Below are 13677 nucleotides of genomic sequence, written 5' to 3' on the forward strand. Positions count from 1 at the left end.
GGCGTGCGGGCAGGGGCTCATGGGGTGCGCATCACCCCCCGAGGCATGATGGGGCTGCCTCGGGGGGTGATGGACGCGGCTCACTGAGATGACTCTCAGCTCTCTCAGCGTTGTCTCAGCGCGAGGACGGGAGAATTGCCGCATGAGAGTACTTGTCGTCGAGGACGAGCGGCGGATGGCGGCCGCGTTGCAGCGGGGGCTGCAGGCGGAGGGGTTCGCCGTGGATCTCGCGCACGACGGCGAGGAGGGGCTGCACGCCGCCCGGCAGGGCGACTACGACGTGGTGGTGCTGGACATCATGCTGCCCAGGCTGTCCGGCTACAACGTGTGCAAGCAGTTGCGGGCCGAGGAGAACTGGGTGCCGATCCTGATGCTCTCGGCCAAGGACGGCGAGTACGACATGGCCGACGGGCTCGACCTGGGCGCCGACGACTACCTGACCAAACCGTTCTCGTACGTGGTGCTGGTGGCCCGGCTGCGGGCGCTGATGCGGCGCGACGCGGGCCGGCGGCCGTCGGTGCTCGTGGCGGGGGACCTGTCGCTGGACCCGGCCAGACGCCGGGTGGAGCGCGGGCAGAGCGCGATCGAGCTGACGCCGCGGGAGTTCGCGCTGCTGGAGTACCTGATGCGGCGGCGGGACGAGGTGGTGTCGAAGTCGGAGATCCTGGAGCACGTGTGGGACACCTTCGACACCGATCCGAACGTGGTCGAGGTGTACGTCGGCTACCTGCGGCGCAAGATCGACGCCCCGTTCGGCAGGAACGCGTTGCAGACCGTGCGCGGCGCCGGCTACCGGCTGGCGGGCGACGGTGGCTGAGTCGCCGCTGGTCTGGTGGCGGCGGCAGGGACTGCGTTTCCGGCTCACGGCGGCGGCCGCCGCGGTGCTGGCCCTGGCGCTGGCCCTGTCGGCGGCGGTGCTGGTGACGGTGCTGGAGCGGGCCCTGATGGACACCGTGGACGAGTCCACCAGGGCGCAGGCCCAGACGGTCCGGGTCGCGGCCGACGCGGGCACGCTGACCAGCCCGATCACCACGCACGACGGCACGATCGTGCAGGTCATCGACGAGCGGGGGCGCATCACGCACGTCACGTACGGCGCCGACCGGCTCGTGCCGCTGCTGGACGCCGGGGCCAGGGCCCGCGTGCTGAAGAGCGGGCAGGCGACGCTGATGGACGGCCGGCCGTACGCGGTCCCGGGGTTCCTGCGCGTCGTCGTGCTCAGCGCGGACCACGGGCAGACGGTGGTGGCGGCGCGGCCCATCAGCGAGATCCAGACCAGCCTCGCCACGGCCGGGCGGGTGCTGCTGGTGGGCACGCCCGCGCTGGTCGTGCTGCTGGCGGTGGCGAGCTGGCTGATGATCGGCCGTACCCTGCACCCGATCGCGGCGCTGCGCAGGGGCGCGGCCGAGATCACGCACACCGCCAGGTCGCGGCGGCTGCCGGTGCCGCAGTCGCGCGACGAGGTACACGCGCTGGCCCTCACGCTCAACGACATGCTGGCCCGCCTGGAGGAGGCCGAGCAGCGCCAGCGCGCGCTGGTCTCCGACGCCGCGCACGAGCTGCGCAGCCCGCTGGCCAGCATCAGGCTGCAGCTCGAAGTGGCGCTGGGCCATCCCGACGGGCAGGACTGGCAGGAGACGGCCGAGGGCGTCCTGGAGGACACCATGCGGCTGTCCCGGCTGGCCGAGGACCTGCTCGCGCTGGCCAGGCTGGACGAGCGCGGCGGCGTGCCCGCCCGGCGCGAGCCCGTCGACCTCGACGAGGTGGTGCGCCAGACGGTGGACCGTTACGCCGAGGCCCGGCTCACCGTCTGCGACCCGGTGGTGGTCCGCGGCGACGCGCTCGACCTGAGCCGGGTGCTGACGAACCTCATGGACAACGCGGTCCGCCACACCTCCTCGAAGGTGGAGGTGACGCTGACCGCCGACGGCGTGCTGACCGTCACCGACGACGGCCCCGGCATTCCCGAGCAGGATCGCGAGCGGGTCTTCAACCGCTTCACCCGGCTCGACTCCGGGCGCAGCCGCGACGAGGGCGGGGCGGGGCTGGGGCTGGCCATCGTCCGCGAGACCGTGCGGGCCCACGGGGGCACGGTGGTGCTGGAGGACGCGGAGCCGGGGCTGCGGGCCGTCGTCCGCCTTCCGGCGGCCGGCTGACCCCCTTACCCCGGATCATGCGTGCGAGAGGAACGGATCGTCCGGCATGAGACAGGAAATGGATCGTTCCCAAAAGGTCAGGCGGCGGTTCCCTTCTCCGCGGTGGCCAGGAAGTCCTGGGCGATGAGCGGCAGGCGGCGGCGGGCGTGCACGACGGCGATGACGCGCCGCACGGCGGGGTCGAGCGAGCGCACCACCAGGCCCGCGCGCCCGGCCTGCTCGGCCATGCCGCGGTACCACAGCAGCGACGCCTGCCCGGCGCGGACCGCGTTGAGCCAGCCGTTGCGTTCGTCGGTCTCGAGCACGACCACCGGGGTGACGGCGTACTTGCCGAACATCGCGTCGAGCTCCCTGCGCCGCATGCTGCCGCGGGCGGGGAGTGCCAGGCGCATGCCGTGCAGCCTGCCCATCGGTACGGGGTTGGGCAGCTCGAGGCCGGGCGGGGAGATCAGGACGATCTCCTGGCGTTCGAGGGGGTGGGTGATGAGGTCGGTGGGCACGGGCAGGTCCGTGAGGCCGAGGTCGGCCCGCTGGTCCCTGATGGCGCTGACGACGCCGTCGCGGCCGTCGCAGCGCACGATGTGCACGCGCACACCTGGATGCTCGGCCGCGTAGGCGGGCAGCAGCCGCCCCGCGAGACCGGGCTCGAGGCTGGGGGTGGACGCGATACGGAGCTCCGCGTCGGTGGGTACGGTCTGGTTGGCCAGGCCCTCGATCTCGTGAACCGCGTCGAGTGCCTCCCTCGCCAGCTTGACCACCCGGCGTCCTTGCGCGGTGACGACCACCCCGCGCCCGGAACGGGCGAACAACGTCATGCCGAGCTCGCGCTCGAGATCGCGGATCGCGCGGGACAGCGCAGGCTGCGCGATATAGAGCGACCTGGCCGCGTCGGTCATGGTGCGGTGCTCCGCAGTCGCGACCACATAGCGGAGCTGCTGGAGATTCATGCAAAAGAAGCTAGGACAACGCCCGCCGCCCGGACCGGGAGATAGCGGAGATCACCTCGAATGATTTCGGACTGTAACCGAGCACCGCTACATCCGTGACGGGTGATAAATCAGTATGCTTTTGCCCCAAATTTGGCAAGGGTCCGACAAGTCGCACGGCAAAAGCCTGCATTCCGGACGACGGGGCAATCGGGGAGACACGGTGACAGGGAACGGGCAATATCCACCCCCGCCACAGGGGCCAGGACAGCCCCAGCGGCCCCCTCCTTGCCCTGGCCGCCGCCCGGATACCGGCAGCCGCAACCTCAGGGCGGGGCCTACCCGCGCCCGCCCCAGCCGCCGCCTCCCCGCCACCGCCGCCCCCTCAGGGGCAACCGTACGGGCCACCTCAGTATGGGCAGCCCCCGTACGGACAGCCTCAGCACGGGCAGCCGCCCTACGGACAGCCTCCGTACGGGCAGCAGCCGTACCGGCAGACGCCGCCTCCTCCTCCCCCGCCGCCGCCACCACCGCCCATGCCGCCGCAGCAGTGGCACCGGCCGCCGCAGCCGAGGAAGTCGGGGATGGGGGTCCTCGGCGTGCTCGGCGCCGTGTTCGGCTCGCTGGCGGCGCTGTTCGTGCTGATCGTCATCGGCGCGGTGATGCTGTCGAGCTCCTCCGGCTCGGACACCTCCACGCCGGTGGCGATCCCGACGTACGAGCCGTCGGACGAGCCCTCCACCCGGTTCACCGAGGACGACGAGCCGTCGCCGACCCCGACGCGCAGCGAGGAGCCCACCCAGCAGCCGACCCCGACCCAGGACGACGAGCCGGACACCACGGTCACGCCGCCCGCCCAGGTCACGGTCAACACGAGCCTGAAGAACAACAGCGTCTACCGGGCGGGTGTCCTGCCCCGGCTGAGCTGCCCGGCCGGCAACGCCAGCATCTTCAGCCACAGCCAGCTCAAGGCGCTGATCATCAAGACCGGCCGGTGCATGGACCGGGCCTGGAAGCCGGTGCTGGAGAAGCAGGGCTTCCGGTTCAGCCCGCCCAGGTACGCCATCGCCGCGCAGGGCGGGCGGGGCGCCTGCGGCGACTACCCGTCGCCGGGCAGCACGGTGCCGTACTACTGCCCGCAGAACAACACCATCTACGCCTCCACCTCGGCCATGGCCAGGGGCCGCGGGAACGCCGTCGGCTACGGCCAGATGATCACCTGGCACGGCGGCATCATCGGCATGATGGCCCACGAGTACGGCCACCACGTCCAGAACCTCACGGGCCTGATGAACTCCTGGTGGTCGGCGACGCTCGACTCCGGCAGCCAGAGCGGCAAGCTGGCGCTCAGCCGGCGGCTGGAGCTGCAGGCCAACTGCTTCGGCGCCATGTGGATGCGCTCTGTCGCGTCGACATATCCCGTCAGCACGGCCAACCGCAGCCGGCTGTTCTGGTTCTTCAGCAACGTGGGCGACCATCCGGGCTATCCTCGCGACCACGGCAAGCCGGTGAACAGCGGGCGGTGGTTCCGGCAGGGGTGGGAGCGGAACAAGGCGTACCAGTGCAACACGTGGATGGCGCCGTCCTCGACGGTCTCCTGAGGGACCCGTGGCGTTCATCTCAGGTTGGGCACATGTCTCTGTTGTCCAGGTATGGGGACTAGAATCCTGGCAATCTTGTGCCGATCGGGGGGCAAAACGAGGGTTTTGCCTGGTAGGCGTGTAAGGAGCCAGGTGTGACTAATCGCGATGGGGTAGACACCGCGCCGGAAGGCAGGAAACGGCGCCCCACGCGACGACCGCGCCCGGATTCCGACCCGAACGCCACCCCCTCCGCCGACGCCGGCGCGCCCGCCGGCCCAGGCACGCCCGCCGGCTCAGGCACGGCCACCGGCCCAGGCACGCCCGCCGGCGGGAAGCCCAGCGGCCCCGCCGCCGGCAAGCCGGGCAAGGCGGGCAGGCCGGGCAGGCCGGGTCCCGAGCCGGTCGGCGCTCCGGCTTCGGACGCGTCCGCCGCTCCGGGCAAGCTCGTCGCCGGAACCCCCTCCGGCCGGACGGCCAAACCCGGCAAACCCGGTAAGCCTGGCAAGCCTGGCAAGCCCGCCTCCCGCCCCGCCAAGGCGCGCTCCGGCTCGGGCGCGCCGCGCTTCGCCAGGCCGCTGACCCCCGCCTCCATGCTCGGCTGGACCGCGCTGTCCGCCGTCGCGCCCGGCGCCGCGCACCTGCGGGCCGGGCGCCGCCGTACCGGGCTGGTGCTGCTCAGCCTGTACGCGGTGCTGCTGCTCGGCGCCATCGCCTTCGGCCTGACCGTGGCCGGCGACCTGACCAACGCCTCCTTCCTCGCCAACGACACGAGCATGGTCGTCGTGGTCGTCATCGCCTCGGTGCTCGCGCTGGCCTGGTTCGCGGTGGTGGTCACCTCGTACGTGGCGCTGCGCCCGAACCGGCTGCACCAGCAGGGCCAGGTGCTGACCGGCATCGTCGTGGGCGTGCTGTGCGTGGCGGTCATGTCGCCGTTCGCGCTGACCGCCAACTACGTCCTCGCCGCCCGCGACGCCGTCGGCTCGATCTTCAAGGACACGCCGGAGCCCGGCGAGCCGCAGGTCACCCACAACCCCGAGAACCCGTGGGGCGACCGGGACCGCGTCAACTTCCTGCTGATCGGCGGCGACGCGGCCGGCAACAGGACCGGCGTGCGCACCGACAGCATGAACGTGGCCAGCGTCGACCTCAAGACCGGCGCCACCGTGCTGTTCAGCCTGCCGCGCAACCTGCAGCACGTGCGCTTCCCCGCCTCCTCGCCGCTGCACAAGCAGTTCCCGAACGGGTTCATGGCCGAATTGCCCAACGGCGGCCTGCTCAACGAGGTCTGGCAGTACGCCAACGACAACCCGCAGCTCATGGGCGGCAAGAACCGGGGCCCCCGCGCCCTCATGGACGCCATCGGCTACACGCTCGGCCTGAAGATCGACTACTACATGCTGATGAACATGTACGGCTTCGCCGACCTCGTGGACGCCATCGGCGGCCTCAAGATCCGGGTCGAGCAGGACGTCAAGTGGGGCGGCCTCTACGGCACCGCCGGCACGATCAAGGCCGGCTACCGCAAGCTCTCCGGCGAGGAGGCCCTGTGGTACGGCCGCTCCCGCGTCGGCAGCGACGACTTCTCCCGCATGTCCCGCCAGCGCTGCGTCATCGGCGCCTTCGCCCAGCAAGCCACGCCCGCCGTGATCCTCGCCCGGTTCGAGAAGATCGCGGGCGCGGCCAAGCGCCTGGCCCAGACCAACATCCCGCGGTCCCTGGTGCAGCCGCTGGTGGAGCTGGCCGTCAAGGTCAAGGACGCCAGGATCACGAGCCTGCAGTTCGTGCCGCCGGAGTTCTACTCGGGCCGCCCCGACTGGGCGAAGATCCGTACGGCGACGAAGAAGGCGCTCAACGACTCCCTGCGGCCCGCGCGCCGGGCCCAGACGGCCAACGTCAGCGCCTCCCCGAGCGTCACCGGCGCCACGCCCGCCAGGACCCGCACGGCCACGCCCACGCAGACGCCCACCCGCAACACCCAGAAGGCGGGGGCGCAGTCCCTGGACGAGCTGTGCGGCCTGTAACGGGGAGCCGTAGCCGGTAGCCGCCGAGGACCGTGCGGTCCATGGCCGGAAGCCTCCGACGGCCATGCGGCCCGTGGCCGGAAGCCGTGGGGCCGGTGATCAGGCGGGTCCGAACGTCACGGGCAGCGCGACCGGCCCTCTCACCGTGAGGCTGGCGCGCCAGCGCAGCCGTTCGGCCGGCACGGCGAGCGCGAGGCCGGGCAGCCGGACGACCTCCGCCAGCGCCGCCCGCCCCACGAGGCGGGCCAGGAGGGCGCCCAGGCAGTAGTGCGGCCCGTGCCCGAAGCTCAGGTGGGCGTTGTCGCTACGGGTGAGGTCGAGCCGGTCGGGCTCGGCGAAGCGGCGCGGGTCGCGGTTGGCCGCGGCCGGCGCCACCAGGATCGGCTGCCCGGCCGGCAGAACGACCCCGCCGATCTCGACCGGCTCCAGGGCGAAGCGCCACGTGGCCAGCTCGACCGGGCTGTCGTGGCGCAGCAACTCCTCCACGGCCGGCTCGATCAGCTCGGGCCGCTCGCGCAGCAGCTCCAGCGCTTCGGGGTGGCGCAGCAGCGTGTACGTCCCCAGCGCCACCAGACCGGCCGTGGTCTCGTACCCGGCCACGAGCAGCAGGAAGATCATCGACAGCAGCTCGTCCCCGCTCAGCCGGTCACCCTCCTCGGCGGCGGTGATCATCGCGCTGATCACGTCGTCCCCCGGTGCCCGCCGCTTGGCCTCGACCAGCCCGCTCACGTACGTGCCGAGCGCCCGCAGCGCCGCCGGTCTGGCGTCCGCCTCTCCCGGCTGCGACGACACCACGGCCGCCGTCCAGCGCCGGAAGTCCGTACGATCGTCCGCCGGCACCCCGAGCACGTCGCCGATCACCCCCGACTGGAGCGGGGAGGCGAAGCCGCCCACCAGGTCGTCCCCGGGGGACAGCCCGGCGGCGAGCGCGCGGGCGGCGGACTCGATGCCCGGCCGCAGCCGCGCGAGCCGGCGCGGCGTGAAGTAGCCCGACACGACGCGGCGCAGCCGGGTGTGCTCGGGCGGGTCGGTGGTGAGCAGGTGCGTGCCCAGCCCCGCCCGGTCCTCCAATGGCCGCCCGCGCCCCGCCTCCTGCCAGTCGGCCGGGGCGTGGCGCGGGTCCTTGCTCAGCCGGGGGTCGGCGAGCGCGGCGCGGGCGTCGTCGTAGCGGGTGACGAGCCAGCCGTACAGGCCGCTGCGCATGGTGACCAGGTGGGGGGCGCCGGCCGCCCGCAGGTCGGCGTAGGCCGGGTACGGGTCGGCCACCAGCCCGGGGTAACCGGGCAGCATCTCGTTCAGCATGCGTGAGGACTCCGGTGAGGGCGGACGGACGGGCGGGCGCGGGCAGGTGAGGGCGGGCAGGCGGGCGCGCGGGCAGCCGGGCGGGCGCGCCGAGAGGGCCGGTCGTGCCCGCTCCGCGCGCCCACCGGGCCGACGCTACTTGCCGAGCTGCCCCAGGATCCAGTCGGCGAGCACGCCGGTCACCTGCCCGTGCTCGGAGTTGTGCGCGTCGCACTGGTAGTCGTCGAGCTGGCTGTGCTCGGGCGACAGGGACGTGATGTCGGTGTAGAGGTCGATCGGCCACTCCAGCGGGTCGTACTGGAGGGCGACGGCGCTGACCGAGGGCACGAAGCAGGCCGATCGGTACCGGCCCTCGATGGGCACGCCCAGCCGGTCGGCGAGCATGCCGTACAGGGGCAGCGTGCCGCCCGGCACGCCGTCGAAGGAGGCGACGTCGCTGGTGTAGCTCTTGCTGGCCCACATCGGCACCGCGCGCATGCCGCCGACGAGCCGGTTGACGCCGCGCTCCGGCTGGGTACGCACGGTGGCGCCGACGAGGCCGCCGAGCTCGCTCCACTCGAACACGAGGTGGTCGGGTGGCACGTTCCTGCCGGTGCCGTCGGCGGCCCCGTTGGAGACGCCGAGCTTGCGCGGCCGGACCGGGAACCAGCCGACGCGGCGCAGGTCCTCCAGGAACTCGGTGCGCAGCGGGCTGGAGGTGGCGACGGGCCCCGAGTAGTGGCCGCTCTCGACCCACGCCCACAGGAGCTGCTGCGCGGCGGGGCTGCCGATCAGGGCGGCCTGGCCGGGCTCGGTGGGGGCGAGGGTCTGGGCGAAGTAGGCGAGCTGCTGGAGTATCAGCGGGATCCAGGCGCCGTTGTGGGGCGCGTCGTAGGACAGGTAGGTCGCGGTCTGGTGGTCCTCGCGGCGGTTCTCCATCTCGGCGAGGGCGTAGCGGGTGACGAGGCCGCCCATGCCGATGCCGCCGACGATCAGTGGCGCGTTGCCGGAGCGCTCGCTGATGGCGCGGCGGATGCAGGTGGCGGCCACGCCGGCGTTGGCCTGGATGTGGGTGTGGCGGGCGCCGAAGCCGAGCAGCACGACGTCGATGCCCTGGGCGAGGAGCTGGTCGAGCAGGCGTTGCTGGTGGGGCGGGTAGGGCGTGTTGAGGTGGTGCCAGAGGGCACGTACGTCGCTGGCTCCGTAGCCGAAGCCGTCGGCGAGGATCATCGGCCGGACGAGCCGGTCGTGGCCGGCCGCGTAGTGCACGGCCGCGCTGCCGGTGGCGGTGCGCCCCTGGTAGGGCCAGGCGGAGGTGAGGGTCCACTCCGTCTGCGGCACCCGCGTCTCGGCTGCGGGTGGCGGCGGCGCCGTGGTCGCGAACAGCACCCCCTTCGGGAGCACCGCGGCGATCTGCTCGGCACGCCCGGCGGGCACCGGGTCGGTCTCCTGCCGCAGGGCGAGCTCGACATCTATCCTTGCTGCCCCTTGTGTCGCCATGATTACACCTTTGCTCGTGGGTTTACCGGACGTCACCCCCGATCTCGTACCTCCCTTTCGAAAAGACGAGTTTCTTTTTTAACAGACAAACGATCATCGCGATCAAGGCATGGCTGGTATCTCTACCTCACCTCGCGTTCCCCGACAAAGCAACCCGTGCCGGAAACCGTTCATCTGACCGGCGGTCAAGGAATTACGAAGACCATTCGGGAAATGCCCGGCGGTATTTTCCGACAGCGGTCACACCAGCGCGGAGTTCTTCCTGGGCAGCAGGGCCAGGGCGCCGAGGTACAGCAGGGCCGCCACGATGAGCAGGCCCTTGTAACCGATCACCAGGGCGACGTACTCGAGGCAGCCGCCGACCATCGCGCCCAGCAGATTCGCACCGAAAGAGGTGGTGGCGTCGGCGGTGTCGGCGAAACGTTTGGCGAAGACCACGTTCGCGGCGAAGATCGGCAGGAATGCCACCGTCACGGCGGCCACGGCGCGCAACGGTACCGGGAGCGACAGCAGCCATTCGTTCGGCACGAGCCAGGCCAGCAGAAGGCCGGCGAGCAGCACGCCGTACATGACCGGCAGCGGCGGGACGCGGAAGCGGCGGGTCACCTCGACGGCGGCGAGCACCGCGACGAGCACGCCGGCGAAGACGATCGCGTTGACCACCCACGTGGTGCCGAACAGCAGCGCGAACCCGGTCACGCTCTTCGTCTCCAGCAGCATGAAGGCCACGCCCAGCAGGAACAGGTCCGCGTACGGGCGCATCCGCCGGTAGGGGCCGGCCACGACGCGCACGGCCAGCAGGCTGACGATCAGGATCAGGCCGAGCGTGATGACGTAGATCGGCGGGATCGTGCCCTCCTTCAGGTAGAGGAAGGGCCGGTCGTCGCCGGCGGGCTCGGGCGTGCCGGGGGCGGCGCCCGGCCACTCGGCGGCGCAGCGCTGGTCGGCCGCGGTCACGCCGGCGGTGATGACGGCCTGCTGCCCGGCGGTGCTGACGACGTCCACGCACGGCTTGTGGCCGAAGGCGCGCTGCATGGTGGTGGCCAGGCGGTCCACCAGCCAGCTCTCGCGGTAGTAGTTGTACATCGAGAACGTGCCGCCCGGCTTGAGGTGGGCACGGGCCGCCCGCATGGCCTCCTCGGTGAACAGGTAGCTCTCCAGGCGAAGCGAGCTGGCGCCGGAGACGAGCGTGAGCGAGTCGGGCAGGGCGAACAGGATGAGGTCGTACTTGTCGCCGCTGCGCTCCAGGAAGGCGCGGCCGTCGGTGACGTGGGTGGTGACGCGCGGGTCGTCGTAGGGCTTGTCGGGGTGCACCGAGCCGCCCAGCTCGCGCAGCTTGGGGTCGATCTCGACGGCGTCCACGCGCGCGGCGCCCTTGGACAGGGCGATCGCCACGTCGGTGCCGCTGCCCGCGCCGACGATGAGCACGTCCTTGGGCGGCTTGCTCGCCCGCTCGTACGGCAGGCCGTACTGGGCCTCCCACTGCAGGCGGGCGTAGGCGGGCACGGCCTGCTGGTGCGGGATGCCGTTGACGGCGATGTCGGTGACGGGCACGCCGAGCTGCACGAGCTGCTTGGTGGTGACCTTGTAGTACGGCGACCAGATGGCCCCGGCGGTGAGCGTCTCGGCCAGCAGCAGCCCGACCACGACGAGGGAGGGCACGGTCACGAGCCCCACGTAGAGCCCGCGCGGCCTGGGCACGAGCAGCAGGCCGTAGCAGATGGCGGCGATGAGGCCCCAGAACACCGGCGGCGCGCTGAGGAACGACAGCGCGGTGAACGCGGCGATGCCGGTGAGGCTGCCGATCAGGTCGTAGCGGTAGGCCTCCAGGCGCGGCAGCTCGGGGAAGCACCTCCCGACCAGCTCGGCGGGCCCCATGAGCACGACCGCGGCGGCGCAGAAGATCACCGGCAGGATCGCCCAGGCGGGCGGCCCGGTGGTGGACAGGCTGGTCCAGTACAGGACGCCCTCGGTGTTGCGGTCGACGGTGACCGGGAAGGTCAGCACGACGATGGTCAGCACGGCCAGCACGATCGGCGAGTAGTACGGCTGCCGGCGCGAACGCCCCACGCGCAGGAAGCCCAGCCCGATCCCCAGGAAGGAGCCGAGCAGCACGAAATTGGTGAAATAGCTGAGATGGACGATGTTCGACCCGGTCCATCGGATCAGCGCCAGCTCCAGGAAGAGCATGAAGGCGCTGGCGAGGACGAGCCTCGGGCGTACCGCCAACCAGTGGGCTTTTTCTCCGTCGTCGACCGGCTTTTGCGCCTGGAGCGTCATAACGCCTCACCGTAGTGAACAGACCGAAAACAAGGAAGTCTGACGTCCCAGAACAAATGTCGTCCGCTTCGCCCCGAATAGGGAGTTTCCGCAGGTCAAAACCCCTCAGATCCACTGGACGCGCCGGGGGCGGATGAAGGAATGTTGGGAGGTTCGTTTCCCTCCACAAACGTCTCGGTGGTGACACATGCGGATCCTGATCCAGCTCCGCCCCTCCCCCGATCTCGTCGCGGCCGTCGCCGACCCCGGCCGGACCGCCACCACGGCCGACGTCGCCGACGGGCTGCCGGGCGTCGAGCTCGATCCCGCGTTCGTGCCCGTGGCGGTGCCGCGGCCGATCCCCGCCGCGGGCGGCGACCCGCTCTCGCTCAACCAGCCGCTCGACTTCTCCCTCGCCGCCGAGGACGCCTCGGTGCTGGTCAGGGGCACGATCTCGGACGACGAGCTGACCGCCAGGGTGGCGCTGCTGCCCGCGCTGCGGCCCGACGTGGTGGGCGTCTTCGCCGACCCCGTCATCGAGTCCGCCCCCGTGTGCGGCGGCGACCCGCCGGCCGGCGACTGGCACGACGTCGAGCGGCTGCTGAACGTCCCCGGTATGCAGGCGGAGGGGCTCGACGGCGACGGCGTGACGCTGGCCGTCCTCGACACCGGGATCAACGCCGCGCACGCCGCCAGGCAGCTCGGCAGGGGCGTCACGGTGGACGCCCAGCGCTGCTGGAGCCCGTCCGGCGTGACCGGCAGGCCGGGCGAGTTCGAGGTCGACCACGGCACGATGTGCGCCTTCGACGCGCTCATCGCCGCGCCCCAGGCCACGCTGATCGACATCCCCCTGCTGCTGTCCACCCGGCCCGGCGGCTCGGCCATGGACGGGCTGCTGTCGGACGCCGTGGCGGCCTTCGCGCACCTGCGCACCGTGCTCGACGCCCAGCCGGCCGCGTCGCGGGCCCTGGTGGTGACCAACTCGTGGGGGTCGTTCTCCCCCGAATGGGACTTTCCCGTCGGGCATCCGGGCAACTACTCCGACAACGCCGCGCACCCGTTCAACCTCATGGTGGCCGCGCTCGACAAGGCGGGCGCGGACGTGCTGTTCGCGGCCGGCAACTGCGGGCGCGACTGCCCCGACGGGCGCTGCGCCTACCAGGGGCGGCCGATCGTGGGCGCCAACTCGCATCCGCGGGCCCTGTCGGTGGGCGGCGTCGACGTCAACGGCGAGCGGGTGGGCTACTCCTCGCAGGGGCCGGGACGGCTGACCGCGCGCAAGCCGGACGTGTGCGCGTACACGCACTTCCTGGGCTCCAAGGCGTTCGGCGCCCGCGAGCCCGACTCGGGCACCTCGGCGGCCGCGCCGGTCGCGGCCGGGCTGGTGGCGGCGGTGCGCAGCCGCTGGCCGGCGAGCGAGCTGTCGCCGGCCCAGCTCCGTGCCCTGCTGCGCAGGACGGCCGAGGACCGCAGCGAGGTCGGCTTCGACTACGACTACGGCTACGGGACCGTCGACCCGGCCGGGATCATCGCGGCGCTGCAGAAGCGGTCGAAGCACACCCCTTGAGTCTCCCGGCGAGCGGGGCCGGGCCCGGCCCCGCCGTCAGGACGAGTTCGCCGCCCCGATGATGGCCAGCGTCACGCCCAGCGCGGTGAAGCAGAACGTGACGATCAGCAGCGCGGTGCCGACGATCCCGCAGATGCGCCCGGCCTGCACCATGCCGCGGTTCTCGTAGTAGTAGCCGCTCTCGTCGATCTCGCGCAGCGCCTTGTTGCCCATCGCCCACGCGAAGGGGCCGGTGAGCAGGCAGCCCACCAGGCTGATGATGCCCAGCACGAGGATGACCGTGCCGTTGGGATGGCTGCGCGGCGGCGGCCCGTAAGGGCCCGCACCGTAGTCGGAATAGGACATGCTCGCGCGATTCCCCTGACCTTCGATGACGTCGAGTCG

At 71.9% G+C, this 13677-nt stretch carries 10 protein-coding genes; 5 read left to right on the top strand and 5 right to left on the bottom strand.

Annotated elements, in window-relative coordinates:
- The first annotated feature begins 142 nt into the window (after nt 1-142).
- The gene (locus KIS93_RS09220; RefSeq protein ID WP_080040636.1) at nt 143-817 is read left to right on the top strand and encodes a response regulator transcription factor; all 675 of its coding nucleotides are present in this window, start codon (nt 143-145) and stop codon (nt 815-817) included.
- Nucleotides 810-2156 carry a sensor histidine kinase gene (locus tag KIS93_RS09225; protein ID WP_080040637.1) on the top strand — a complete coding sequence of 449 codons (1347 nt, stop codon included), beginning with the start codon at nt 810-812 and terminating at the stop codon, nt 2154-2156. Before KIS93_RS09220 ends, KIS93_RS09225 begins: the two co-directional genes overlap by 8 nt.
- A 77-nt stretch (nt 2157-2233) precedes the next feature.
- Here KIS93_RS09225 and KIS93_RS09230 read toward each other — a convergent pair whose 3' ends face one another.
- Nucleotides 2234-3103, bottom strand: coding sequence for a LysR family transcriptional regulator (locus KIS93_RS09230; RefSeq protein WP_080040638.1), 870 nt, complete (start codon nt 3101-3103; stop codon nt 2234-2236).
- A gap of 563 nt (nt 3104-3666) precedes the next feature.
- Between KIS93_RS09230 and KIS93_RS09235 the strand changes: the two genes are divergently transcribed.
- Together KIS93_RS09235 and KIS93_RS09240 are read left to right on the top strand one after the other, a co-directional pair.
- Entirely contained in the window at nt 3667-4683 is a 1017-nt protein-coding gene (locus tag KIS93_RS09235) for a neutral zinc metallopeptidase (RefSeq protein ID WP_230466364.1), read from the top strand.
- Between the two features lie 134 nt (nt 4684-4817).
- Nucleotides 4818-6686, top strand: a complete 1869-nt coding sequence (locus tag KIS93_RS09240) for an LCP family protein (protein WP_080040640.1) — start codon at nt 4818-4820, stop codon at nt 6684-6686.
- Nucleotides 6687-6785: 99 nt separating this feature from the next.
- On the opposite strand, the gene KIS93_RS09245 is transcribed toward KIS93_RS09240, so the two are convergent.
- From KIS93_RS09245 to KIS93_RS09255, 3 genes are all read right to left on the bottom strand, one after another.
- The gene (locus KIS93_RS09245; RefSeq protein WP_155128054.1) at nt 6786-7988 is read right to left on the bottom strand and encodes a cytochrome P450 family protein; all 1203 of its coding nucleotides are present in this window, start codon (nt 7986-7988) and stop codon (nt 6786-6788) included.
- Between the two features lie 135 nt (nt 7989-8123).
- Nucleotides 8124-9467, bottom strand: coding sequence for a lipase family protein (locus KIS93_RS09250; protein ID WP_155128057.1), 1344 nt, complete (start codon nt 9465-9467; stop codon nt 8124-8126).
- Nucleotides 9468-9707: 240 nt separating this feature from the next.
- Entirely contained in the window at nt 9708-11747 is a 2040-nt protein-coding gene (locus KIS93_RS09255; RefSeq protein WP_080040642.1) for a spermine/spermidine synthase domain-containing protein, read from the bottom strand.
- A gap of 187 nt (nt 11748-11934) precedes the next feature.
- Between KIS93_RS09255 and KIS93_RS09260 the strand changes: the two genes are divergently transcribed.
- Entirely contained in the window at nt 11935-13293 is a 1359-nt protein-coding gene (locus KIS93_RS09260) for a S8 family peptidase (protein WP_080040643.1), read from the top strand.
- Nucleotides 13294-13329: 36 nt separating this feature from the next.
- On the opposite strand, the gene KIS93_RS09265 is transcribed toward KIS93_RS09260, so the two are convergent.
- On the bottom strand, nt 13330-13638 hold the full coding sequence (locus tag KIS93_RS09265; RefSeq protein ID WP_080040644.1) for a DUF4190 domain-containing protein: 309 nt from the start codon (nt 13636-13638) through the stop codon (nt 13330-13332).
- Nucleotides 13639-13677: the final 39 nt, after the last annotated feature.

This window comes from [Actinomadura] parvosata subsp. kistnae (assembly GCF_900323885.1).
In the GTDB taxonomy this organism is placed as follows: Bacteria; Actinomycetota; Actinomycetes; order Streptosporangiales; family Streptosporangiaceae; genus Nonomuraea; species Nonomuraea composti.